Annotated in this window: 21 protein-coding genes and 1 pseudogene; 7 read left to right on the top strand and 15 right to left on the bottom strand. The window is 57.0% G+C overall.

Annotation, left to right across the window (positions count from 1 at the left end; all coding sequences use genetic code 11):
• Window positions 1-29: 29 nt before the first annotated feature.
• From AO068_RS10990 to AO068_RS10970, 5 genes and pseudogenes are all read right to left on the bottom strand, one after another.
• Window positions 30-944 (bottom strand): glutamate/aspartate ABC transporter substrate-binding protein, encoded by a 915-nt coding sequence (locus AO068_RS10990; protein WP_004664079.1) that lies wholly within the window; start codon window positions 942-944, stop codon window positions 30-32.
• Window positions 945-1292: 348 nt separating this feature from the next.
• A complete protein-coding gene (glpD, locus tag AO068_RS10985) occupies window positions 1293-2831 on the bottom strand; it encodes a glycerol-3-phosphate dehydrogenase (protein WP_002554862.1) in 1539 nt (512 codons plus the stop codon).
• Window positions 2832-3245: 414 nt separating this feature from the next.
• Window positions 3246-4002, bottom strand: a pseudogene (locus tag AO068_RS10980) (DeoR/GlpR family transcriptional regulator).
• Between the two features lie 99 nt (window positions 4003-4101).
• The gene (gene glpK, locus AO068_RS10975) at window positions 4102-5607 is read right to left on the bottom strand and encodes a glycerol kinase GlpK (protein WP_003363615.1); all 1506 of its coding nucleotides are present in this window, start codon (window positions 5605-5607) and stop codon (window positions 4102-4104) included.
• A 61-nt stretch (window positions 5608-5668) separates the two neighbouring features.
• Window positions 5669-6526, bottom strand: a complete 858-nt coding sequence (locus tag AO068_RS10970) for an MIP/aquaporin family protein (RefSeq protein WP_058401634.1) — start codon at window positions 6524-6526, stop codon at window positions 5669-5671.
• 340 nt (window positions 6527-6866) lie between these two features.
• Here AO068_RS10970 and ybaK point away from each other — a divergent pair, with 340 nt between their 5' ends.
• Window positions 6867-7337, top strand: coding sequence for a Cys-tRNA(Pro) deacylase (gene ybaK, locus AO068_RS10965; protein ID WP_058401635.1), 471 nt, complete (start codon window positions 6867-6869; stop codon window positions 7335-7337).
• 8 nt (window positions 7338-7345) lie between these two features.
• Here ybaK and AO068_RS10960 read toward each other — a convergent pair whose 3' ends face one another.
• The gene (locus AO068_RS10960) at window positions 7346-8419 is read right to left on the bottom strand and encodes an ABC transporter ATP-binding protein (RefSeq protein WP_058408368.1); all 1074 of its coding nucleotides are present in this window, start codon (window positions 8417-8419) and stop codon (window positions 7346-7348) included.
• Window positions 8416-9336 (bottom strand): ornithine carbamoyltransferase, encoded by a 921-nt coding sequence (argF, locus tag AO068_RS10955; protein ID WP_058408367.1) that lies wholly within the window; start codon window positions 9334-9336, stop codon window positions 8416-8418. Before argF ends, AO068_RS10960 begins: the two co-directional genes overlap by 4 nt.
• 450 nt (window positions 9337-9786) lie before the next feature.
• On the opposite strand from argF, the gene AO068_RS10950 reads away from it, so the two are divergent.
• The 3 genes from AO068_RS10950 to grxD all read left to right on the top strand — a co-directional run bounded on the left by AO068_RS10950 (window position 9787) and on the right by grxD (window position 12736).
• Window positions 9787-10080 carry a hypothetical protein gene (locus tag AO068_RS10950; protein ID WP_002554854.1) on the top strand — a complete coding sequence of 98 codons (294 nt, stop codon included), beginning with the start codon at window positions 9787-9789 and terminating at the stop codon, window positions 10078-10080.
• 132 nt (window positions 10081-10212) lie between these two features.
• On the top strand, window positions 10213-12321 hold the full coding sequence (locus tag AO068_RS10945) for a molybdopterin oxidoreductase family protein (protein WP_058408366.1): 2109 nt from the start codon (window positions 10213-10215) through the stop codon (window positions 12319-12321).
• 88 nt (window positions 12322-12409) lie between these two features.
• Window positions 12410-12736 (top strand): Grx4 family monothiol glutaredoxin, encoded by a 327-nt coding sequence (grxD, locus tag AO068_RS10940; RefSeq protein ID WP_002554852.1) that lies wholly within the window; start codon window positions 12410-12412, stop codon window positions 12734-12736.
• 128 nt (window positions 12737-12864) lie between these two features.
• Here the strand turns inward: grxD and bfr are convergent, their stop codons facing one another.
• The 4 genes from bfr to pyrC form a co-directional block, all read right to left on the bottom strand.
• Window positions 12865-13335: a bacterioferritin gene (gene bfr / locus AO068_RS10935; protein WP_002554851.1), complete on the bottom strand. Its 471-nt coding sequence runs from the start codon at window positions 13333-13335 to the stop codon at window positions 12865-12867.
• Window positions 13336-13536: 201 nt separating this feature from the next.
• Window positions 13537-13755 (bottom strand): bacterioferritin-associated ferredoxin, encoded by a 219-nt coding sequence (locus tag AO068_RS26170; protein ID WP_002554850.1) that lies wholly within the window; start codon window positions 13753-13755, stop codon window positions 13537-13539.
• 198 nt (window positions 13756-13953) lie between these two features.
• Window positions 13954-14631 carry a ribonuclease T gene (rnt, locus tag AO068_RS10930; RefSeq protein ID WP_003363600.1) on the bottom strand — a complete coding sequence of 226 codons (678 nt, stop codon included), beginning with the start codon at window positions 14629-14631 and terminating at the stop codon, window positions 13954-13956.
• Window positions 14628-15671 (bottom strand): dihydroorotase, encoded by a 1044-nt coding sequence (pyrC, locus tag AO068_RS10925; protein WP_058408365.1) that lies wholly within the window; start codon window positions 15669-15671, stop codon window positions 14628-14630. The genes rnt and pyrC overlap by 4 nt, the downstream gene beginning before the upstream one ends.
• Window positions 15672-15820: 149 nt before the next feature.
• On the opposite strand from pyrC, the gene AO068_RS10920 reads away from it, so the two are divergent.
• Together AO068_RS10920 and AO068_RS10915 are read left to right on the top strand one after the other, a co-directional pair.
• Window positions 15821-16726: a flagellar protein MotY gene (locus tag AO068_RS10920; RefSeq protein ID WP_057455933.1), complete on the top strand. Its 906-nt coding sequence runs from the start codon at window positions 15821-15823 to the stop codon at window positions 16724-16726.
• A 120-nt stretch (window positions 16727-16846) separates the two neighbouring features.
• Complete coding sequence (locus tag AO068_RS10915) at window positions 16847-18064, top strand: argininosuccinate synthase (RefSeq protein WP_003412906.1); 1218 nt, start codon at window positions 16847-16849, stop codon at window positions 18062-18064.
• Window positions 18065-18498: 434 nt separating this feature from the next.
• On the opposite strand, the gene AO068_RS10910 is transcribed toward AO068_RS10915, so the two are convergent.
• Window positions 18499-19026 carry a hypothetical protein gene (locus tag AO068_RS10910; protein ID WP_063611886.1) on the bottom strand — a complete coding sequence of 176 codons (528 nt, stop codon included), beginning with the start codon at window positions 19024-19026 and terminating at the stop codon, window positions 18499-18501.
• 1142 nt (window positions 19027-20168) lie between these two features.
• On the opposite strand from AO068_RS10910, the gene AO068_RS10905 reads away from it, so the two are divergent.
• Window positions 20169-20795 (top strand): response regulator transcription factor, encoded by a 627-nt coding sequence (locus AO068_RS10905; protein ID WP_002554843.1) that lies wholly within the window; start codon window positions 20169-20171, stop codon window positions 20793-20795.
• A 142-nt stretch (window positions 20796-20937) separates the two neighbouring features.
• Here the strand turns inward: AO068_RS10905 and AO068_RS10900 are convergent, their stop codons facing one another.
• The 3 genes from AO068_RS10900 to rsxB all read right to left on the bottom strand — a co-directional run bounded on the left by AO068_RS10900 (window position 20938) and on the right by rsxB (window position 22737).
• Complete coding sequence (locus tag AO068_RS10900) at window positions 20938-21120, bottom strand: PA3496 family putative envelope integrity protein (protein ID WP_058401641.1); 183 nt, start codon at window positions 21118-21120, stop codon at window positions 20938-20940.
• Between the two features lie 106 nt (window positions 21121-21226).
• Window positions 21227-21865 carry an endonuclease III gene (nth, locus tag AO068_RS10895; RefSeq protein ID WP_002554841.1) on the bottom strand — a complete coding sequence of 213 codons (639 nt, stop codon included), beginning with the start codon at window positions 21863-21865 and terminating at the stop codon, window positions 21227-21229.
• On the bottom strand, window positions 21862-22737 hold the full coding sequence (gene rsxB / locus AO068_RS10890; RefSeq protein ID WP_058408364.1) for an electron transport complex subunit RsxB: 876 nt from the start codon (window positions 22735-22737) through the stop codon (window positions 21862-21864). The genes nth and rsxB overlap by 4 nt, the downstream gene beginning before the upstream one ends.
• Between the last annotated feature and the right edge of the window lie 115 nt (window positions 22738-22852).

Below are 22852 nucleotides of genomic sequence, written 5' to 3'. Positions count from 1 at the left end.
GATCAGTTCAGGCTGGCTGAACCGGTTGCTCAGGCTTTCTTGTCTTCTGCGGCCTTGTCGGTCGGGTTCTGAATCAGTTCCTTGAGCTTGTCGCTCATCGGGAAATTCAGATTCAGCCCTTTAGGCGGGACGGGGGACATGAACCACTTGCTGTAGATGGCATTGATGTCGCCAGACTTGTAGGTGGCAACAATGGCGTCATCCACTGCCTTCTTGAACGGGGCATCGCCCTTGCGGACCATGCAGCCGTAGATTTCGTAGGATTGCGCAGTACCGGTCACTGCCCAGTCATCCGGCTTCTTGGCCTTGGCCATCTCGCCGGCCAGCAGCGCGTCGTCCATCATGAATGCGACCGCACGGCCAGACTCAAGCATCTGGAAGGATTCGCCGTGGTCCTTGGCCGAGATCACGTTCATGCCCATCTGCTTGTCGGCGTTCATCGCCTTGAGGATGCGCTCGGACGTTGTGCCAGCAGTGGTCACGACGTTCTTGCCTTTCAGGTCATCGAAGTCCTTGTAGCTGGAGTCCTTTTTCGACAGCAGACGCGTGCCGACTTCGAAGATGCCGATGGAGAAGTCGACCTGCTGCTGACGCTCGACATTGTTGGTGGTCGAACCACATTCAACGTCGACGGTGCCGTTCTGAACCAGCGGAATACGGGTCTGAGACGTTACCAGGTTGTACTTGACCTTGAGGTCAGGCATGTCGAGGTCTTTCTTGATGGCTTCGACGATTTTCAGCTGGATGTCATGCGAGTAGCCCATCGGTACGCCAGAAGCGTCTGCGATGTAGGAAAACGGAATGGACGCGTCACGGTGGCCCAGCGTGATGGTGCCGGATTCCTTGATTTTCTTCAGGGTGCCGGTAAGTTCGGCGGCGAAAACCGGGGTGCTGATCAGAGCGGCAGTGATTGCTACGCCCAATAGATGGGGAACGATGCGCATTGATGAATCCTTGATTTCATTTTTATTGATGGGGCCGCAAGGTGAGTCGGCCCGCTTCTTGGCGAATGCTTCAACGGCGTCCAGATCCAGACACACGCCCTGTCGAAACGCTCGGTTCAGAGTGTAGAGCATGAGTCGTGCCAAGCAGCTTGAATCAAACAAGGCTATGAATTTAAAGGGTTTTATTCATGGTTGAATGCGACGCCCGGAATCGAAGCGTCCGGGAAGCCGAATCAGGCAGAGCGAAATGTTCGGAAAACCGAATGCAACGGAGTATTCAGGGGGAGGGCGGTGCAGAGGAACAAACCTGTTCGCCGCGCGATGGGCGAACAGGTGGTATGCGAGCTATCAGGCAGCCTCGATAGCTGCCTTGTTGCGCACAACAGTTTCCAGGTAGCTGCGCACAGCGGCCTGTTCTTCAGGCGTAGTGAACAGGCCAAGCTTGGTACGGCGCCACAGGATGTCTTCGATGCTGGTAGCCCATTCCTGGTCGCACAGGTAATCGACCTCTCGAGTGTACAGACCGGCACCCAGATGCTGGCCGAGGTCTTCAAGACCTTGCGCGCCTTCCAGCAAGCGCCAGCTGCGGCTGCCGTAGGTAATCGCCCAGCGTTTGGCGATAGGCGCGGGCAGCCAACTGAAGCGGCGAGTCATTTCTGCTGCCAGGGCTTCTGGCGTGGTCATGTCTTCGCCGCCTGGCAGTGCTGCCTTGGCCGTCCAGCTCGGTTTCATCTGCTTGAAGAACGGTGCCAATTGCGTCATCGCCGATTCGGCCAGTTTGCGGTAGGTGGTCAGCTTGCCGCCGAACACCGACAGAATTGGCGCCTCGTCCGCGCCGCCTGACAACGAAAGCGTGTAATCACGGGTAATGGCAGACGGATTATCGGACTCGTCGTTGCACAGCGGGCGCACGCCAGAGAATGTGTGGAGCACGTCTGCGCGACTCAACTGTTTCTTGAAGTGGTCGTTGGCCACTTTCAGCACGTAATCCATCTCGCCTTCGGTGATGTCCACCTTGTTCGGATCGCCCTGATACTCACGGTCGGTGGTGCCGACGATGGTGAAGTGCTCCAGGTACGGAATCGTGAACACGATGCGCTTGTCTTCGTTCTGCAGAATGAACGCGTGCTCACCCTCGTACAGTTTCGGCACGATCAGGTGGCTGCCTTGAATCAGGCGGATGCCGTAAGCCGAATCGAGCTTGAGGTCTTCACGGATGAACTTGGCCACCCACGGGCCTGCCGCATTGACCAATGCCTTGGCGTGGATCGAGAACAGGCTGCCATCGCTGCGTTCCAGGTGCAGGTGCCACATGCCCTTGATGCGGCGGGCACTGACACAGCGGGTCTGCGTATGAATATGCGCGCCGTTTTCACGCGCGGCCATGGCGTTGAGCACCACCAGACGGGCGTCGTCGACCCAGCAATCGGAGTATTCGAAGCCACGGGTGATGCTCGAGTTGAGCGGGCTGTCCGCACCAAAACGAATGGTTTTCGAGGCGGGCAGTTTTTCGCGCTTGCCGAGGTTGTCATACAGGAACATGCCGGCGCGGATCATCCACGCTGGACGCAGGTGCGGGCGGTGCGGCAAGACAAAACGCATGGGTTTGACGATGTGCGGCGCCTTGGCAAGCAGCACTTCGCGCTCTGCGAGTGCTTCGCGGACCAGACGGAATTCGTAGTGCTCAAGATAGCGCAGGCCGCCATGAATCAGCTTGCTGCTGGCCGAGGACGTGTGGCTGGCCAGGTCGTCCTTTTCGCAAAGAAAAACCGACAGGCCGCGACCGGAGGCATCCGCCGCAATACCGACACCATTGATGCCACCGCCAATAACGGCGATGTCGTAAACCTCGGAGAGGGGTTGGGTTGGCACGGTAGTGTGGGGCATTGGTGGCCTCCTGGACAATTCGTGAGCAAAGCTCGAAAGGCGAATCTGAACATTAATGTTCACTTTCGAAAATAATAGCTCAATAAAATGACCCTTGCTAGCGAGTATCGATTGAAAATACTGATGGTGAAGTCAGGAAAAGAACAAAAATGAACATTGTAGGGCGGGATGTCACGCGGGGGATGACCGTACTATCTGATGCTTTTCGTTCTGCACGCGCCAGCCTGGACACCTCTCGTGTCTCAGGCTCCAGCGGGAATCAAGTTCGCGACGCTCTGCGCATAAAAGAGGACGCAGAGCGTCCGGAACGGCATGCGACGCGGAGCGTCGCACGATATTCGGGCTTATCGTTCCTCACGCTCCAGCGTGTCCGGAACGGCATGTGTTATCGCGGACACCGCTCGTTCCTGACAATCACACCACTTCCAGACGAATCTTGTGCTGGGTCAGCAGTTGTTGCAGTGCGGGCACAGGTGGCTGATCGGTGACCAGGCAATCGATCAGGGTGATTGGTCCCAACCGGACCATCGCATTGCGCCCGAACTTGCTGGAGTCAGCGGCAAGCAGCACTTTGCGTGCGTTGGCGATTATCGCCTGGGAAACCCGTACTTCCTGATAATCGAAATCCAGCAGGCTGCCGTCTTCGTCGATGCCGCTGATGCCGACCAGGGCGAAGTCCACCTTGAACTGGGTAATGAAGTCGATACTGCCCTGGCCCACCACGCCGCCGTCACGACGCACATTGCCACCGGCTACTCAGGACCTCGAAATCGTCCTTGGTACTGAGGATCGATGCCACATGCAGGTTATTGGTGATGATCTTCAGGTTGTTGTGGTTGAGCAGGGCGCGTGCGATGGATTCGGTGGTGGTGCCGATATTGATGAACAACGAGGCGTTGTCCGGGATCTGCGCGGCGATGGCCTCGGCGATCCGCTGTTTTTCGTCGCGCATCTGATCTGCACGCATGGCGTAGGCGGTGTTTTCGATGCTGGAGTCATAGGCCGCGCCGCCGTGGTAGCGACGCAGCAGATTCATTTCCGCCAATTGATTGATATCACGGCGGATGGTTTGTGGGGTCACGACGAACAGCGTCGCCATTTCCTCGATGCTGACGTAACCACGGTCACGGACCAGTTCGAGGATCTGTTGTTGGCGGGGAGGCAGGTTCATTGTTTTTCCTTGAGCGCCCTCTGCAAATGGCGCCCATCATGCCGCAGGAAAGTGTGACCTGTCAGCCGGAATCCTGTCCCCTCCGCACAACAGCGGGTATCACTCTTCGTTTTCGTGCGGTTCCCAGTCACGGGTGCGCGCGACGGCTTTTTGCCAGCCTGCGTAGAGTTTCTCGCGGTGGGCCTCTTCGCAGGAAGGTTCGAACACGCGCTCGATCACGGCCTTGTTGCGCAACTCGTCCAGGCTGCTCCAGAACCCGATCGCCAGGCCGGCCAGGAAGGCTGCACCCAGTGCCGTGGTTTCACGCATTTGCGGACGCTCGACGTGGGTGCCGAGGATGTCTGCCTGGAACTGCATCAGGAAGTTGTTGGCCACGGCACCGCCGTCCACGCGCAGCGACTTGAGGCGTTCGCCGGAGTCCTGTTGCATGGCGTCGAGCACGTCGCGGGTCTGATAGGCGATGGATTCCAGCGCTGCACGGATGATGTGATCGACTTTCACTCCGCGGGTCAGGCCGAACAATGCGCCTCGTGCGTACGGGTCCCAGTAAGGTGCGCCCAGGCCCGTGAACGCCGGCACCAGATACACGCCGTTGCTGTCCTTGACCTTGCCAGCGAAGTATTCTGTGTCCAGCGCGTCGTTGATGAGCTTGAGTTCGTCGCGCAGCCACTGCACGGTCGAGCCACCGTTGAAGACCGCGCCTTCCAGTGCATAGGCCACTTCACCACGCGGGCCGCAGCCGATGGTGGTCAGCATGCCGTGCGCCGACTTCACGGCTTTCTTGCCGGTGTTCATCAGCAGGAAGCAGCCGGTGCCGTAGGTATTCTTGGCCTGGCCGGGTTCGACACACATCTGGCCGAACAACGCCGCCTGTTGGTCGCCTGCGATACCGGCAATCGGGATGCCGCTTTTGCTGTGACCGTAGACCTCGGAGGAGGCTTTGACCTCTGGCAGTATCTCGCGCGGGATGTCCAGCACGTCGAGCATGCGCTGATCCCATTCCAGCGTATGGATATTGAACAGCATGGTGCGCGAGGCGTTGGTGTAGTCGGTGACGTGAACCTTGCCGCCGGTGAATTTCCAGATCAGCCAGGTATCGATGGTGCCGAACATCAGCTCGCCTTTGCGGGCGCGCTCGCGGCTGCCTTCGACGTTGTCCAGAATCCACTTGACCTTGGAGCCGGAGAAGTACGGGTCAATCACCAGACCTGTGGTGTCCTTGATGTACTCCTCAAGACCGTCGCGCTTGAGCTGCTGGCAGATCTCGGTGCTGCGGCGGCACTGCCAGACGATTGCGTTGTAGATCGGGCGGCCGGTGTCGCGCTCCCAGATGACCGTGGTTTCACGCTGGTTGGTGATACCGATGGCGGCGATCTGGTTGTGGTGCAGATCGGCCTGCGCCAGCGCCTTGGTCATGCAGGCCGTCTGGGTGGCAAAGATTTCCATCGGGTCATGCTCGACCCAGCCTGCCTGCGGGTAATGCTGGACGAATTCGCTTTGGGCAGTGCTCACCACGTTGGCATCGCGGTCGAAGATGATGGCGCGCGAGCTGGTGGTGCCCTGGTCAAGAGCAATGATGTAGTTCTTGTTCTGTGTGTCAGTCATGTCGATTGCCTTGCATTTATTGGGTGGGATTCAGTTGAGTGAGATTCAAATTGAGGGGTGCTCAAGATGAAGCCTGAACTTTGCCGCGAACCACAGGAGCCTCTTTTTCATTTTCAACAGGAGCGGCGCTGGGCAGATGACGCGCAATCAGCGCGCGGTAGCCAGCAGCACCAAGGCAGGCACCCAGAATGGGCGCAAAAATCGGAACCAGGAAGTAAGGAATGTCACGACCGCCGGTGAAGGCCATTTCACCCCAGCCAGCGAAGAACGTCATCAGCTTCGGACCGAAGTCGCGCGCCGGGTTCATGGCAAAACCGGTCAGTGGGCCCATCGAGCTGCCTATCACGGCTACCAGCAGGCCGATCAGCAAGGGCGCCAGCGGGCCGCGCGGCAAGCCGTTGCTGTCATCGCCCAGAGCCATGATCACACCCATCAGAATGGTGGTGATGACCACTTCGACCAGAAAGGCCTGACCGACCGAAATGGCCGGGTTTGGGTATGTCGAGAATACCGACGCCAGTTCAAGACTCTGCTCGCTGCCGCGAATGATGTGGTGAGCATGTTCGAAGTCGAAAAAAAGGCTGATGTACATCAGGTACACCAGACCCGCTCCGCAGAACGCGCCTGCGATTTGCGCCGAGATATAAAAGGGCAATTTGCGTTTTTCGAAACCGGCGAACAGACTTAGCGCGATGCTGACGGCCGGGTTGAGGTGGGCACCTGAAATGCCGGCGCTGAGGTAGATCCCCATGCTGACGGCCATGCCCCAGATGATGCAGATTTCCCACAAGCCGAAAGTGGCTCCCGCGACCTTGAGCGCTGCAACGCATCCTGTGCCGAAAAAAATCATCAGGGCTGTGCCAAGAAATTCAGCTACACATTGCCCGGTGAGTGTCGGTTGTTTTAGTGCGATGGTCATGGATACCTCATTTTTGTTTTTGTCTCGGCACCCTGAGACAGGCATGGGTGCTCGTTATTCGTGCGTATCAGAAAAACCCCATTTCTGATCGCTGGTGCGAGTTATACCGAAAAACCGCTTTCGATAATATTCGTAAACGAAAAAATATAGACAAGAAACAACGCTGTCAAAGGTCGGAACCGAACGGTCATGGAGTGGATACGAGCCCGCACAGCCGCTTTATACCGGGATTTTATGGCTGTTACCAAAAAGCCATCAGTGTTGCAGGTGGCGTGAATCAAGGCATGTTCACTTTACTTGGCTTAAAGTGGCAGGCAGTCGGAAGCCTAAGGAGCGTTGCATGACCCCTGCACTGGATTTACTGAAAAAACTTCGCGCCGAACATCGTATCCACAGTTACGAACACGATCCCAAAGCAGCGTCATATGGGCTGGAAGCAGCGGAAAAGCTAGGGCTGGAGCCCGCGCGGGTTTTCAAGACATTGTTGGCCAGTACCGAAAAGGGCGAGTTACTGGTCGCCGTAGTGCCGGTCGTCGGAACGCTTGATCTGAAGGCTCTGGCACAGGCCGCCGGGGCGAAAAAAACCGAAATGGCTGACCCCGCGGCGGCGCAGCGCTCAACGGGCTACCTGTTGGGTGGCATCAGCCCACTGGGCCAGAAGAAGCGCCTGCGTACGTTCATTGACGACACAGCGCAGGGTTTTGAGAGTATTCACGTCAGCGCCGGGAGGAGGGGGCTGGAGGTTGAGCTTTCGGCAGCCGTGCTGGCCGAGCATACGCAGGCTCGCTTCGCAGCGATTGGCCGGGAATAAGCTGGGGCTCAGTGATTGACCGTATGCGCCGCGACGCTGCCTGGCGCTGCAAACAGCACCAGATGGTCAGCTGCCACACGAATACCGACTTCCTCGCCCTGACCGTGATCGGCATGACTGGGGAAAATGGCTTCAAGTTGGCTGCCGGTAGACAGCTGCAGGCGATACAGCGTCGATGCGCCCTGAAATGTTCGACCGATTACCCGCGCTTTCAGGTCGCTGCGCGGCGCGTAGACGATATCGTCAGGTCGCAGCAAGACATCCACGGCGCTGCCGCTGACGCCCGGATATGCCCGGTTGCCGCGCAGAACACCCAGTTCGGTGCGCACCGATTCGGGGTCTATCATCTGCCCGCGAATGAAATACCCCTGGCCAATGAAGCTGGCGACAAAGGGCGTACGAGGTTCGTGATACAGGTTGTAAGGCGTATCCCACTGCTCCAGGCGACCTTCCTTGAATACGCCGACATGATCGCTGACCGCGAAAGCCTCTTCCTGATCATGGGTCACCAGAATGGCACTGGTGCCACGCGCCTTGAGAATATCGCGCACCTCATGGCTCAGACGTCTACGCAACTCGCCATCCAGGTTGGAGAAGGGTTCATCGAGCAACAACAGTTGTGGCTCCGGTGCCAGCGCCCTGGCCAGGGCCACTCGTTGTTGCTGCCCGCCGGATAACTCGTGAGGGTAGCGTTTGCCCAGGGCACCGAGGTTGACCAGTTCAAGCAACTCGGCGATCACCTGATCAAGGCGCGGGTGGTTGCGAATGCCGAATGCGATGTTCTCGGCGACGCTCAGGTGCGGGAACAGCGCGTAATCCTGAAACACCATGCCGATACGGCGCTTCTCCGGTGCCAGAGTCCAGCCCGGACGGGAAATGACTTCGCCCGCCAGGGTTATCTCCCCTGCATGTATCGGCTCGAAACCGGCAATCGCACGCAGTGTGGTGGTCTTGCCGCAGCCCGACGAGCCTAGCAGGCAGCCAATATCGCCCGCGTTGAGGTGCATGTTCAAATCCTGCACCACGCGCTGTTTCTGATAGCCGCAAGCGAGGTTGCGCAGGTTCAGCAGCAACGGGTTCATGCGGGCTTGCAGGCCGGCGCGACGAGAAACTCCAGCAGCGCTTTCTGCGCGTGCAAGCGATTTTCTGCCTGATCCCAGGCGATCGAGCGTGAATCATCCAGCAGGTCGACACTGATTTCTTCGCCGCGATGAGCAGGCAGGCAGTGCATGAACAGCACGTCCTTGTCAGCCAGGTCGAGCAGGGCGCGCGTGACCTGAAACGGCGCGAACAACTTCTTGCGCCGGGCGGTTTCCTCTTCCTGACCCATGGAGGTCCACACATCGGTGCTGACCAGATGGGCGCCCTCAACTGCGGCTTTCGGGTCGCGGACCACGGTGACACGCTCGCCAGCCAGCGTCAGGAACTCGGCGTTTGGCTCGTAGCCGGCAGGGCAGGCCACACGCAACTGGAAGTCGAATTGAATCGCCGCTTCTATATAGCTGTTGCACATGTTGTTGCCATCGCCGATCCAGGCAACGGTCTTGCCCTGGATCGAGCCGCGATGCTCCAGGAAGGTCTGCATGTCGGCCAGCAGCTGACACGGGTGTAAGTCATCCGACAGACCATTGATAACCGGAACGCGGGAATTGGCGGCGAATTCGGTCAGATTGCTGTGCGCGTAGGTACGGATCATTACCGCATCGAGCATGCGTGACATGACTTTTGCACTGTCGGCAATCGGCTCGCCACGGCCCAATTGGGTGTCGCGATGGGACAAAAAGATGGCCTGGCCACCCAGCTGAATCATCCCTGCTTCAAAAGAAAGACGGGTACGTGTCGAGGATTTCTCGAAAATCATCCCCAATACCCGGTTCTTCAGCGGTTCAAAAAGCTCACCGCGATTTCGCAGGTCTTTGAGCTCTACGCCACGACGGATCAAGCCCAGGAGTTCATCTGGGGTGTAATCCATCATCGAGAGAAAGTGCCTGGCGTTCATGATTAACTACCTTTTTTGCAACAGACCGCAGGTTATCAAAGCCGGTTTTTATCGGGAAAACGGGCGAGACCTGCGGCGGAAGCCGCACGAGGCGACGAATAAGAAAGGCGCGATAGTATAAAAAAATGTCGCGTCTTACCAATAGCATGCTGTTTTCTGAAACACCGATGTCACTGGCGCTCCCCGTCAGGGGGCACTGTTATTCTTTGTTGACGAGTTAAAAACTGGCTAAGCTGATAAGGCCAATAGCCATCTCTGCTTTTTCCGAAGGCAGCATTTGTACACTGCTCAAATAGCGCTTGGCAATTAGTACCAATCCTGCAACAGTCCGGGTTTGCGCGGGCGCGCTGAATGCGACCCGCTTCACGGGCTGGAAACAAGGACCGTTTCTTTAATGCCGGGCGTAGGTTATAAATCGTTGCCGATACATTACTGATCGAGGGGTGGGGAATGGACTCAAAAGAGCGTCAACTAACGGAGTTACTCGGGCTGACCGCCCGCACGCTTACCCATCTGACCGCCTCAATGACCTCGATGTCCTTTGAGTTGCTGCGCAGCGAGGACGAAGTCACGCGTAATGCGGGGCGGCGCATGATTGATCGCATGGCGACCATCAGCTCGGGACTCGACGAGCACTGGCGCCTGATCGGTGACCTGACCGGTGTTCACCTGGCTCAGGAGCAGGTCGAAACCGTCACTGAAATCCAGCTGCAGCGCAAGGTCGTCACGCCTATCGGCGGCTGATACGGTCCACTCATCGGCCCGCCTGATGCCCCCCGATTCACACGACAAACGTCAGTGGCGCGGGTTATTGGCAGCGGCCATAGTGCTTGTCAGGCAATCAACCGGATTGCCATGACAAGATCTGAGGCTGTGATGACCCGGACTGAACACTACCGCGCCTGCCACCTGTGTGAGGCCATTTGCGGTCTTGCCATCGAGACCGTTACCGAGCCGGATTCTGCCCCGCGCATCACCTCGATAAAGGGTGACCCGCTGGACACTTTCAGCCGTGGCCACATCTGCCCCAAGGCTGTTGCGCTGCAAGACATCCAGAACGACCCCGACCGCCTGCGTCAGCCGATGCTGCGCACCGGTGACCAATGGCGACCGATCGCCTGGCAGGCCGCGTTCGATCTGGTGGCAGAGCGGCTTTACGCCATTCAGCAGCGCCATGGGCAGAACGCGGTAGCGGTTTATCAGGGCAACCCCAGCGTGCACAACTATGGGCTGATGACCCACAGCAATTATTTTCTCGGGCTGCTCAAGACTCGTAATCGCTTCTCGGCGACCTCGGTTGATCAGTTGCCGCATCACCTCACCAGTTTTCTGATGTATGGCCACGGCATGCTGTTGCCGATTCCGGATATCGATCACACCGACTTCATGCTGATTCTCGGCGGTAATCCGTTGGCGTCCAATGGCAGCATCATGAGCGTGCCGGATGTCGAAAAGCGTCTGAAAGCGATCCAGCAGCGCGGCGGCAAACTGGTGGTCATTGACCCTCGCCGCAGTGAGACGGCTGCCATCGCTGACCAGCATCTGTTCGTACGTCCGGGCGGTGATGCGGCGTTGCTGTTCGGGCTGCTTAATACGCTGTTCGAGGAGGGGCTGACCCGCGAGAGCCATTTGCCCGTCGACGGCCTGGAGCAGGTTCGCCACGCCATTTCCGGCTTCACTGCCGAGGCCATGAGCCCACGCTGCGGCATTGCTGCCGAGCAGATCCGGCAACTGGCGCGGGATTTCGCGGCCGCTGACAAGGCGGTCTGTTATGGCCGAATGGGGGTGTCGACCCAGACCTTCGGCACGTTGTGTCATTGGCTGGCGCAACTGATCAATCTGGTGACCGGCAACCTGGATCGCGTGGGCGGAACGCTGTGTACGGAACCCGCAGTTGATCTCGTCAGTTCGACTTCGGGCGGCCATTTCAATCTATGGCAAAGCCGGGTGTCCGGCCTGCCTGAGTACGGCGGCGAATTACCGGTGTCAGCGCTGGCCGAGGAAATGCTCGTGGAAGGAGAGGGGCAGGTTCGCGCACTGGTGACTGTCGCGGGTAATCCGGTTCTGTCCACCCCCAACGGCCGTCAGTTGGAACAGGCGCTCGAAGGTCTGGAGTTCATGCTCAGCATTGATCTTTATATCAACGAAACTACCCGCCACGCCGACTTGATCCTGCCGTCCACCTCGGCGTTGGAAAACGATCACTACGACACCACCTTCAATACCTTGGCAGTGCGCAACGTCACTCGCTTCAATCAGGCCATTTTCGACAAGCCCGCAGGTGCGCTGCATGACTGGGAGATCTTTGTCGGTCTGGCCAGATCATTTGCAGCCAGGGCGCAGCGGGAACTCAAACCGACCCTGCCACCCGCGCAGATGATCGATCGCGGGTTGCGCGCAGGCTTCTATGGCGATGCATCGCCGCACAAATTGTCACTGGAAACGCTGGCCAGCCACCCGCATGGGCTTGATCTGGGCGCGTTGAAGCCTAACCTCACCGAGCGCCTGAAAACCGCCAATAGGCGGATTCAGGCGGCCCCAGAGGTCATCATGGCCGATCTGGCGCGCTTCGCGGCCGACCCCGCTCCCGATTCCGCAGCGTTGTTGCTGATTGGTCGTCGGCACGTGCGCAGCAATAATTCGTGGATGCACAACTATCACCGGCTGGTAAAAGGCAAGCCCCGGCATCAATTGCTGATGCACCCTGACGATCTTGCCTGTCGTGGTTTGAGCGATGGCCAGCAGGTGCGGATCAGCTCTCGGGTCGGGACGATCGAGGTGCAGGTGCTGGGCAGTCTCGACATGATGCCCGGGGTGGTCAGCCTGCCGCATGGCTGGGGACATTCGCGTACCGGGGTGAAAATGGATATCGCCCGGAGTCAGCCAGGGGTGAGCGCCAATGACCTGACCGACGAACGGCAACTTGACGTACTCTCCGGCAATGCGGCGTTGAACGGTGTGCCGGTACAGGTGGCTGCCTGTTAAGGCTCAAGACAGAGCGTCATGCTCGGGATTTCGTTACAATGCGCCACCGTGCCGACAACTGAGTCGGATATTTCAGCCGAGGTGCTCCATGGATATCATCGAAACGATCAAAGAGCAGATTGCAAACAACACCATTCTGCTTTACATGAAAGGCGCTCCGAATGCCCCTCAATGCGGCTTTTCGGCCAAGGCTTCCCAGGCATTGATGGCGTGTGGCGAAAAATTTGCCTACGTCGACATTCTGCAAAACCCTGAAATTCGCGCCAACCTGCCAAAGTACGCCAACTGGCCGACTTTCCCGCAACTGTGGGTGGCTGGTGAACTGGTCGGCGGTAGCGACATCATCACCGAAATGATGGCTGATGGTTCGCTGCAAACTCTGGTCAAGGAAGCATCGGCCGCCAAAGCCGAGTAAAGCCTTGCGCTGCATCGTGGGCACGATAGTCGAGATTATCGTGCCCTGCGCCCAAGCATGGTTTTACGCACAAGAAAAAGCCCGCTCTCGATTGAGGCGGGCTTTTTCATTGCAGCGCAACCGGTGAATCAGTCGCCCATCTGCGACTGCAGGTAGTTCTCGATACCGACCTTGACGATCAGACCCAGCTGGGTTTCGAGCCAGTCGATTTGCTCTTCCTTGGGCTCGAGGATGTCTTCCAGCAGTTCACGGCTGCCGAAGTCACCTACCGTTTCGAAGTGAGCGATGGCCGCTTTCAGATCAGCCAGGCCTTTCTGCTCGATCTTCAGGTCGCACTCCAGCATTTCCTTGGTGTGCTCGCCAATCAGGATCTTGCCCAGATCCTGCAGGTTTGGCAGCCCTTCAAGGAACAGCGTGCGCTTGATCAGCTTGTCGGCATACTTCATCGCATGGATGGATTCTTTGTACTCATGGCCGCCGAGCTTTTTCAGACCCCAGTCTTCATACATGCGCGCATGCAGGAAATACTGATTGATGGCGACCAGCTCGTTTCCGAGGATCTTGTTGAGATGCTGGATGACTGTAATGTCGCCTTTCATGTTCGAGGTCCTGCCGGTGGCTTGTGTATATAAGCGCCGAGTGTGAGCCGCGCTTAAACGCCTGTCAAACCTAAGTTGTTGAATAATAAGTGAATTTAAATAGGAATAAGAATGTTTGAGTTCCGCATCTTGACGCTAAGCGCTTGAATTACAGGCATAAAAAAACCGGGCAGGGTGCCCGGTTCTTTAAAAGAGGGGTATTCAGGCGGCTGAAAATTCTGCTGGATAGGCCAGCGATGCCTGAGTGGTTTGCAGTTCTGTCAGCGTGTCACGCACCACTTCCTTCGCAAGGCAGGCGCATTTTCCGCATTTACTCGCAACACCCAGCGTTTCACGGACTTCACGATAACTGCAGCAGCCTTCCAGAATTGCATCCCGGATTTGACCGTCTGTGACACCTTGGCAAAGACAAACATACATAAGCTATTGACCGTCGCTGGTTTATTGCTTGGTGCCGAGGAGCTTAATGTTAATGAGAATGCTTGTCAAAACTGTTTTGGGTTCGATTCAGGTAGAACGATGAGCGGTTGTTTTCATCCTGAGCGCATCCAGCCATCACGTTTCAGGCAGGCATGAAAAAACCGGCGCGAGGCCGGTCCGTTCACTGCTGTGCCGACGTTAGTCGTCGAAGTCTTCCCAGCCGCCCATTTCCTTCCAGCGGTTGACGATGCCGCAGAACAGCTCTGCAGTCTTCTCGGTGTCGTAGCGAGCCGAGTGGGCTTCGCGGCCGTCGAAGTCGATTCCGGCAGCCTGGCAGGCCTTGGCCAGCACGGTCTGACCGTAAGCCAGGCCTGCGAGGGTAGCGGTGTCGAAGCTTGAGAACGGGTGAAACGGGTTGCGCTTCATGTCCATTCGCGCGACAGCGGCATTGACGAAGCCGAGGTCGAAGCTGGCGTTGTGGCCGACAAGTACGGCGCGTTTGCAGCCATTGGCCTTGAGTGCCTTGCGCACGCCGCGGAAGATGTCGTTCATTGCGGTTTCTTCGCTGACCGCCATGCGCAACGGGTGATCCAGCTTGATCCCGGTAAACTCCAGAGCAGCGGCTTCGATATTGGCGCCTTCGAACGGCTCGACGCGGAAGAAATAGGTGTGTTCCGGGAACACGAAGCCTTTTTCATCCATGCCGATGGTCACGGCAGCAATTTCCAGCAGTGCGTCGGTGGCTGAGTTGAAACCGCCGGTTTCTACGTCGACGACCACGGGCAGGTAGCCGCGAAAGCGTGCTGCCATCGGGTGACGAGAACCGCCGCCACCGCCGTGGCCTTCGTGTTCGTCGTCAAAATGATCTTCACTCACGCGTGTTCCTCCAGACGCCAGCGCAGTTTTTCACCAGCGCGCAGCGGGATAACGTTCAACTCGCCAAACGGCAGGCTGGCAGGGGCGGTCCACTCGTCACGCACCAGCGTGATGGTGTCCTGATTGGCGGGCAGGCCGTAGAACTCCGGACCGTGAAGACTGGCAAAGCCCTCCAGCTTGTCCAGAGCATTACGCTGCTCGAAAGCTTCTGCATACAATTCGATGGCCGCGTAGGCGGTGTAGCAACCGGCGCAACCGCAAGCGTTTTCCTTGGCGTGTTGGGCGTGCGGTGCCGAGTCGGTGCCCAGGAAGAACTTGCCGCTGCCACTGGTGGCGGCGTCGAGCAGGGACGTCTGGTGCGTATTGCGCTTGAGAATCGGCAGGCAATAGAAGTGCGGGCGAATGCCGCCAACCAGCATGTGATTGCGGTTGTACAGCAGGTGATGCGCGGTGATGGTCGCCGCGACATTGGCTGATGCTTCATTGACGAACTGCACCGCTTCACCGGTGGTGATGTGTTCAAACACCACTTTTAGCGTCGGGAAGCGTTCGACTACACGACGCAGGTGCTCATCGATGAAGACCTTTTCGCGGTCGAACACGTCGATCTCGCCGCGCGTCACTTCACCGTGTACCAGCAGGAGCATGCCGACTTCGGCCATGGCCTCGAGCGCCGGGAAAATCTTGTCGATGCTGGTGACACCGGAATCGGAGTTGGTGGTCGCTCCGGCCGGATACAGCTTGGCGGCGTGCACGAAGCCACTGGCCTTGGCGGTACGGATGTCGTCGGGCGTGGTCTGGTCGGTGAGGTACAGCACCATCAACGGCTCGAAGCGGCTGTCGGCCGGGCGTGCAGCCAGAATGCGCTGACGATAGGCATCGGCTTGCTGCGCGTTGCGCACCGGAGGCACGAGGTTGGGCATGATGATTGCGCGGCCAAAAGTTCGCGCTACGTCAGCAACGGTATGAGGCAAGACAGCTCCGTCACGGAGGTGAATGTGCCAGTCGTCGGGACGCAGGAGGGTCAGGCGGTCAGACATTGGGGATTCCAGGCGGGTCAAACTCGCTGGGAATGCTACCGGAAAAGACTCTCTCAGGCATCCGCTATCAAGTTTTGCACGAAGTTACCGATAGCCCCCTTGTCAGTCAGTCATTTTTTGTTTCGCGTTTATTTCCAGTGGAGCCTCCCGTGCGCCAGCGATATTTAGCCCTGCTCAGCATGTTTGCCAGCCTCCCGGCGATGGCTATCAGTTTCCAGACTCGTCTGGAGAGCATCGAGTGGAAGGTCGAAGGCGATCAGTTCGAATGCCGCCTGACTCAGCCGATCACCGACTTCGGTGCCGGTGAGTTCGTGCGCCGTGCCGGTGAGCAGGCGACGTTTCGCCTCAAGGCTTCCTACAACATGCTGGGCAACGGTTCCGCAACGCTGCTGGCCGCCGCCGCACCGTGGCAGCCGGGGCGTGGTGATATCAATCTGGGGTCGGTGCGCGTCAGCAATGGCGACATACCCTTCAATACTTCCCAGGCACAGGCCGGGCGTCTGATCAGTGGTCTGATGGACGGTCGCAGCCCGCTTATCCGTCACTACACCCGTGACGGTGGCCAGATGGAAGTGCGCCTGCTGCCGGTCAAGTTCAGCAAGGCGTTCAGTGATTACCAGGCGTGCACAGCCAAACTTCTGCCGATGAACTTCGATCAGGTCAAACAGGCTGAAGTAGGATTTCCCGGTGGCGGTATTGAACTGGATGCCCATGCCAAGGCGCGTCTGGACAACATGGTGGCTTATTTGAAGGCCGACCCGACGGTTAACCGTATCGAGCTTGACGGCCATTCGGACAACAGTGGCAATCGGCTCACCAACCGCGACCTTTCCCGCCGCCGTGCGCTGGCGGTCATGGACTACTTCAAGGCTCAGGGCATCCCCGAGCAGCAAATCACCCTGCGCTTTCATGGCGAACGCTACCCGCTGGTGCCCAACACCAATGAGGCCAATCGTGCGCGCAACCGCCGCGTGAACGTGCATCTGGAGCGTGTTGCGCCCGATGAGCGTCCGGTGCCGGTAGCCTCTGCGGTCAGTGCAGCGCACACGTCCTGAGGGCTGCATAAGGCTCCTGCCAAACGTCGCCTTGTCGTCACAAGCTGTCGCGCCCCTGTAAATTTGCTGGTTTGAACGGTAGAATCAGCGGTTTTCCGTACAACCCGGTGGAGTGATGGCATGGCGGACGTAAACAAGGTAGTTCTCGCGTATTCCGGTGGCCTGGATACTTCGGTAATCCTCAAGTGGCTGCAAGATACGTACAACTGCGAAGTGGTGACCTTTACCGCTGACCTGGGTCAGGGTGAAGAAGTCGAGCCGGCACGCGCCAAGGCTCAGGCCATGGGCGTGAAAGAAATCTACATCGATGACCTGCGCGAAGAGTTCGTGCGTGATTTCGTGTTCCCGATGTTCCGTGCCAACACCGTCTATGAAGGCGAGTACCTGCTGGGCACTTCCATCGCTCGCCCGCTGATCGCCAAGCGCCTGATCGAGATCGCCAACGAAACCGGCGCTGATGCCATTTCCCATGGTGCCACCGGTAAAGGCAACGATCAGGTGCGTTTCGAGCTGGGCGCCTATGCGCTCAAGCCAGGTGTCAAAGTGATTGCTCCGTGGCGTGAATGGGACCTGCTCTCTCGTGAAAAGCTGATGGACTACGCCGAGAAGCACAACATTCCGATCGAGCGCCACGGCAAGAAGAAATCCCCGTACTCGATGGATGCCAACCTGCTGCACATCTCCTATGAGGGCGGCGTGCTGGAAGACACCTGGACCGAGCACGAAGAAGACATGTGGCGCTGGACCAAGTCCCCTGAGGACGCGCCGAACGTTGCGACTTATCTGGAACTGACCTACCGCAATGGCGACATCGTTGCGCTGGACGGCGTTGAGATGACGCCTGCCACTGTGTTGGCGACCCTGAACCGCATCGGTGGCGAAAACGGCATCGGACGTCTGGACATCGTTGAAAACCGTTACGTGGGCATGAAGTCCCGTGGCTGCTACGAGACGCCGGGCGGCACCATCATGCTGCGTGCTCACCGCGCCATCGAATCGATCACTCTGGACCGTGAAGTCGCCCACCTCAAGGACGAACTGATGGCCAAATACGCCAGCCTGATCTACACAGGTTACTGGTGGAGCCCGGAGCGTTTGATGCTGCAGCAGATGATCGACGCGTCTCAGGCCCATGTGAACGGTGTTGTACGTCTGAAGCTTTATAAAGGCAATGTGATTGTTACCGGTCGCAAGTCGGACGATTCGTTGTTCGATGCCAATATCGCTACCTTCGAAGATGACGCAGGTGCCTATGATCAGGCCGATGCGGCAGGCTTCATCAAGCTCAATGCCTTGCGTATGCGTATTGCTGCGAATAAAGGCCGTAAGCTGTTCTGATACTGCTGGTTGTTCGATGAGTGCAGCCCTTGCAGGGCTGCACTTTAAATCCAGGTTCCCCGTCACGCCTTTAAAGCGTCAACGTCTGTAGCCATTTCTCGAATTCAGGCTCTCTGACAAGTTGCTCATTGTTCATGAGTGTTTCTAGACCGTCCTGCCGGACGCTCAGTGTGTTTTCGGCGTCGCAGTACTCGTTTGATATTGACAGAGTATTTCCATCGGCAAGTCATGTAAGCAGCAGTTCGCCGGGTGCAGGCGATTATGTATCGCCGCGCATGTACTCATTAAATTCGTTCTTACCGTTCATGGCGAAAAGTGCAGGTCTGCTTTTGGTTTTTTCCTACAGTGGCTGTCGAAGTTAAAAGCAGGGTGCCTGGTGCTTTCTGCGTGGCAGTCGAAACTTGTGCACTCGATACCTGTTTTAGAGTCGGGCTTCAGGTCGTGTCGCTCTCGCGTTGCTGCTTGAACTCGAATCGATAGGCCTTGCCGATATTCCATACCTGGCGAAGGCTCAGGTCCAGTACCTGGGCAATCTCGGCTGCGGTATAGCCCAGCGCCGAGTAATGCATGGCGTGGCCGGCCACCACGTCGTCGATATCCGTAGCGTCATGACGGGCCTCCCTGCGGGTGGTGAGCATGGGCTGACTGACAGTGATCGTCACACCGTTTTCGGTAGCCAGTTGGCGAACGTCTTTTTTATTCATGCGTAATGAATATTGCAGCGCTGTAAAGCCTGCGCCCTTGGCGGCCAGGTATTTGAGTTGTTCCAGCTTGCCTGCGTGTTCAGGTCCGTCTGGCAGGGTTGGCGCTATATCGGTCGAGGACGGGTTTGATGCGCCTGCCATCTCTCCATCGGGTATGACTGCAATAATACCGCCTTTGGCAACAAAGTTTTCCACAGCGGTGATTAACTCGGAAGCGGTGGGTATTGATGAGCGCGTGCGCGCGTATCTAGTATTCATGGTGTATCCCTTTTTGAACATGGTTATACACAGGGCCCATTCAAAAGAGTTGCCAGGCACTCAGAGTTTGTCACGCGGCAGTGTCGCCTGATGAGCCGTGTACGCAACACCTGAATTCAGCCGGTTCGCGTGATACACCAAGTGCGTGTAAACGCGCCGCTCATGAACTGCAAACGTGTATGACCCAATGATAGTGTTTCATAGGGCTGCACATGGTTAATGGCAGTAAGTAATAAAGTCTCTGTTAAAAAAGTAACGACTGGTAATAAAATTTGCAAGTGAAAAATGGTGTGCCGCCAGAATTGATTTGTCGCTCTTTATAAAGTCTTACGTGCTGTAATGTTGCGTCCGTGAGTTTTGTAGTACGTTTCCTATTCGATTCCCTGTGTCTGGATTTGAAATAGAAAATGGTATTTGCTACTTGTCGAAAGAGCTGCTTATGGTCTTGAATGATGTAGGGTTATGCTATGGTGTGTGTAAGATCTTGCGACAATGCAAGGGGGATGGACTATCATTATTTGGCGTTTGTCGGCAATGGTTCAATTGGCACGCCGCGTTTACGTTGTGCGCTTCGGTTGTAGGAACTTTCCTTCATGCCTGTAAGGAGCGTCCTTAAATAAATATTTGTACGAAATTCCGGAATCGATGTGTAATTTTTAATCCCCGTTTGCGTATGTAATGCGTGGTGTGTATTCACTGATTTTCCATCATGGGGTTTCGGGTAGGGCATCCGGATGCAAGGCCTCTACAGTTTTCCGGCTGTTTTTGCTGGCGATAAGCCATGTGCCCGGCGTGTTCTGACGTTAACGCAAAAACAGTGTGGCGATACTTTTAACAGATGCAGCAAGGTCATTTTTGAACGTAAAAGTTTGGCTGGGTTTGCTGCATGCATTTACTTACTGGCGCTGTGATGCTTATGCCGTAGCCGCCAGCAATAAAAAATCACCAGATTCCGAAAAGGAAGGCTCTGTGAAAATTAATAAAAAATGTACGTTCCTGCCGAGTTTTGTAGGAAGTTTCTGCTGTAATTGTAGGAATGGTCTTTGGCTGTCAGTCCACAAGGGTGAGCGCCATGCAAAGCAGTAAACGACTAAGTTATTGTGCTGGCTCTGAAAATTCGAATAGCGAAAAATGGACTGCCCATGAATAAAGTGCTGATCGTGGATGATCATCCCGTCATTCGCCTTGCTGTACGCATGCTGATGGAGCGTCATGGCTATGAGGTCATTGCGGAGACTGACAACGGTGTGGATGCGCTGCAACTGGCTCGTGAGCACCTTCCTGATATCGTCATTCTTGATATTGGTATCCCCAAGCTCGACGGGCTGGAAGTTATTGCCCGCCTGTCAGCCATGACATTGCCGTTCAAGGTCCTGATTCTGACGTCTCAGGCACCCGGCCACTTTTCCATGCGCTGCATGCAGGCAGGGGCCGCCGGATATGTCTGCAAGCAACAGGACCTGACCGAGCTGCTCAGCGCTATCAAGGCGGTACTCTCGGGGTACAGCTACTTTCCCAATCAGGCGTTGCACACGGTTCGTTCCAGTATGGGCAACGCGAGCGAGTCGGACATGGTTGACCGACTTTCCGGCAGGGAGATGATGGTTCTGCAACAACTGGCCAGAGGCAAGACCAACAAGGAAATTGCAGACGGTATGTTTCTGAGCAACAAAACCGTCAGTACCTATAAAACGCGTTTGTTGCTCAAGCTCAACGCGCATTCACTGGTCGATCTGATCGAGCTCGCCCAGCGTAACGGGCTGGTCTGAATAACCGCGTGCCTGACGCCCACGTATGTGGAGCGGGTGAAGAGCAGCCACTCACGTATTGAAGCCTCTTCTGTGAGAGGCTTCAAATGCCTGAATGGAACGGTAGGTGGCAGGAAGCCGGTGCGAGGTTTTTTGCGCTTGTCTAGAAGTCGAAATCGTAGTCGGCCAGCTGTTTCTGCAAGCGCCGCTCTTCAAGCAGGTTGTCGATGGTGCGTCGTTTGCTCAGATTGGTCTTTGCCGGCTCAACAGTCGCTGTTTCGGTTTCATCCGTTTCGACGGAAACAAGGTCATCGTCCACGTCCAGTTGCTCGTTGTCAGTGCTCATGAAGTCGACTCCAGGGCTTGGGCTCTCTGGCGCCTCTTATATCGACAATCCACAAGCGGGTAAAAAAGATTTTTTCAATCGACAGGATAGCAACCAGCTGTCTGGCTCAATCGTCGGACGTTTTTTCCTTGTAATCGCACAGGTCTTCTATGCGGCAACTGCCGCATCGCGGCTTGCGTGCCTGACAAACGTAGCGTCCGTGCAGGATCAGCCAGTGGTGCGCATCGAGCAGATAGTTCTTTGGCACAAATTTCATCAATTGCTTCTCCACCTCCACCACATTTTTCCCTGGCGCGATGCCCGTACGGTTGCTGACGCGAAAGATGTGAGTGTCTACAGCCATCGCGACCTGACGGAAAGCGGTGTTGAGCACGACATTGGCAGTCTTGCGTCCTACGCCCGGTAATGCCTCGAGTGCTTCTCGGGTCTGCGGCACTTCGCTGTTATGCAACTCCACCAGCATCCGGCAGGTTTCAATTACGTTTTTGGCTTTGCTGTTGTAGAGGCCAATTGTCTTGATGTACTCGGACAGCCCCTCGACGCCCAGGTCATATATGGCTTGTGGCGTATTGGCAACCGGGTACAGCTTCGCCGTGGCCTTGTTGACGCTCACGTCAGTGGCCTGGGCAGAAAGGATGACGGCGATCAACAGCTCAAAAGGCGTGGTGTAGGCCAGTTCGGTTTTAGGGTCCGGATTGTCCTCATGCAGCCTGCGAAAGATTTCCTGGCGTTTTGCGGCATTCATGGACGGAGCTTTTCCTCGGAATTAGCCTGTGCGGGAGGCGGCAGAAGTGCTGCAAGTGTTTGCTCGGCGGCTTCGTATTCGCGCTGCAACTCCACGAGCCTGGCGGCCTGCTCGGCAATCGGTGGATGGCCGAAGGCCTTGAGCGACTTGTTGAGCTGCGCGCGGCTCATGGCCACGGCAATACGGGCTCTTTTCACCGCTTCATCCGGTCCGGCAGGTTTGTCGTTTCGGGCGAGTGCAACGGCGGAATGAGGCAGCACGTCACGAGCGGATTCAATGCGTTGCGACCGCGCAAGGCGCTCTGCCAGCCGTTTTTGCTGTTCACGGTGCAGGCGCGCATTTCGTGCTTCGAAACGCTTCCGGGCATGGCTACGCTTGCGCTGCCGCGCCTCCTGCAGCTCGGGTGTAGGGGCCAGACCACCCACGATGGGCGTGACCGTTGCCAGTGGCAGCGGATGCATTTCAATGCAGTCCACCGGGCATGGCGCAACGCACAGATCGCAGCCTGTGCATTCATCGATAATCACGGTGTGCATCAGCTTGGATGCGCCGAGAATGGCATCTACGGGGCAGGCCTGAATGCATTTGGTACAACCGATGCACTCTGCTTCGCGAATGAACGCAACCTGCGCAGGGGCTGCACCGCGTTCCATATCCAGCCGCAGAGCCGGAACACCCAACAGCTCTGCCAGTTGGGCTATTGTTTCGTCCCCGCCCGGCGGGCATTTGTTGATGGCTTCACCGCCAGCGATGCCTTCGGCGTAGGGCTTGCAGCCGGGATGGCCGCACTTGCCGCACTGAGTCTGCGGCAGAAGGGCGTCGATACTGCGGATGAGGTCCACGCCGGGAAGCAGGCGAATCAATTCAGTCATGATCTTGCCAGGTGACCAACAGGTGTTCTGTCTATCCAGGGTGCAGCATTATCGGACAGATCGGGAGGTTTGCGAATGCGCAAAGGCCCGGTATCCGCCTGATGGCTGGATACCG

This window comes from Pseudomonas sp. ICMP 3272 (genome assembly GCF_001466905.1).
Taxonomy (GTDB): domain Bacteria; phylum Pseudomonadota; class Gammaproteobacteria; order Pseudomonadales; family Pseudomonadaceae; genus Aquipseudomonas; species Aquipseudomonas amygdali.
The sequence above is the reverse complement of the archived record's forward strand: the minus strand, read 5'-3'. Positions and strand labels throughout refer to the sequence as shown.